General features: G+C 47.7%; 2 protein-coding genes. Both read left to right on the top strand.

The features are described from left to right. Window positions 1–885: 885 nt before the first annotated feature. Entirely contained in the window at window positions 886–1,077 is a 192-nt protein-coding gene (locus FYJ80_RS11645; RefSeq protein WP_154427075.1) for a Rop family plasmid primer RNA-binding protein, read from the top strand. Continuing rightward, the coding region (locus tag FYJ80_RS12200; protein WP_142909525.1) for a helix-turn-helix domain-containing protein at window positions 1,077–1,198 on the top strand (122 nt) is incomplete at its 3' end. The genes FYJ80_RS11645 and FYJ80_RS12200, both read left to right, overlap by 1 nt.

Genomic DNA, 1,198 nt, shown 5'->3' on the forward strand with positions numbered 1-1,198 from the left:
TCTTTACTTCTTTTACATTTTGTGATATTCTAATATTCTAATAACATAAATTTTATTTCATGTTGTTTCTTTCTTAATTAATTGTATTCATTTTGTTTATTGTATTGCTTTTGATGTGGGGGTTAAACATTTTATTTATCTGTTTGTTGATAAATGGTGTTGCGCTACCCCTTTTAAGGCGTTATCTTCTTGGCTGGAAATGAAAAAACCGCCTTGCAGGGCGGTTTTTTCAAGGGTTCAAATAACTTGCAGGTCTTTTGAACCTAGGTAACTGGCTAGTAGAGGAGCGCAGTCACCAAAACTTGTTCTTTCAGTGTGGCCTTAACTGACCCATAACTTCAAGACTAACTCCTCTAAATCAGTTACCAGTGGCTGCTGCCAGTGGCGTTTTTGCGTGTCTTTCCGGATTGGACTCAAGACGATAGTTACCGGAAAAGGCGCAGCGGTCGGACTGAACGGGGGGTTCGTGCATACAGTCCAGCTTGGAGCGAACTGCCTACCCGGAACTGAGTGTCAGGCGTGGAATGAGACAAACGCGGCCATAACAGCGGAATGACACCGGTAAACCGAATGGCAGGAACAGGAGAGCGCACGAGGGAGCCACCAGGGGGAAACGCCTGGTATCTTTATAGTCCTGTCGGGTTTCGCCACCACTGATTTGAGCGTCAGATTTTATGATACTCGTCAGGGGGGCGGAGCCTATGGAAAAACGGCCGCTTTGCGGCCTTTCCTTCTTCCCCATTTGACCGCTCGGTCTTCTCGAGCTTTTATACGCATGCTCCTGCCGCTCGCCGCAGCCGAACGACCGGAGCGTAGCGACTGAGTGAGCGAGGAAGCGGAAAAGAGACTGTTCTTACACTGAGCACTGACGCTCTGAGGCTTCTTATGACGAAACAACAGAAAACAGCGCTGAACATGGCTAAATTCATCCAGAATCAGTCTCTGCTCCTGCTGGAGAAGCTTAACGAGCTTGATCTTGATGTCGAGGCCGACCTTTGGGAGAAACTCCACGATGATGCGGAGCATCTTTTCCGTACACTGTCCTCGAGACTGGATGCATTACAGGATGGTAACTGATGGCCAGAGTGTCTATTAGTGAGGCTGCCCGACTGACGGGTAAGAGTAGAACAACACTGCACAGGTTAATTAAAGCAGGTGACCTGTCCACCTGTAGCGGTGAACGAAATGCAAAAATGGT

It is taken from the genome of Bullifex porci (assembly GCF_009695635.1).
GTDB lineage: Bacteria > Spirochaetota > Spirochaetia > Sphaerochaetales > Sphaerochaetaceae > Bullifex > Bullifex porci.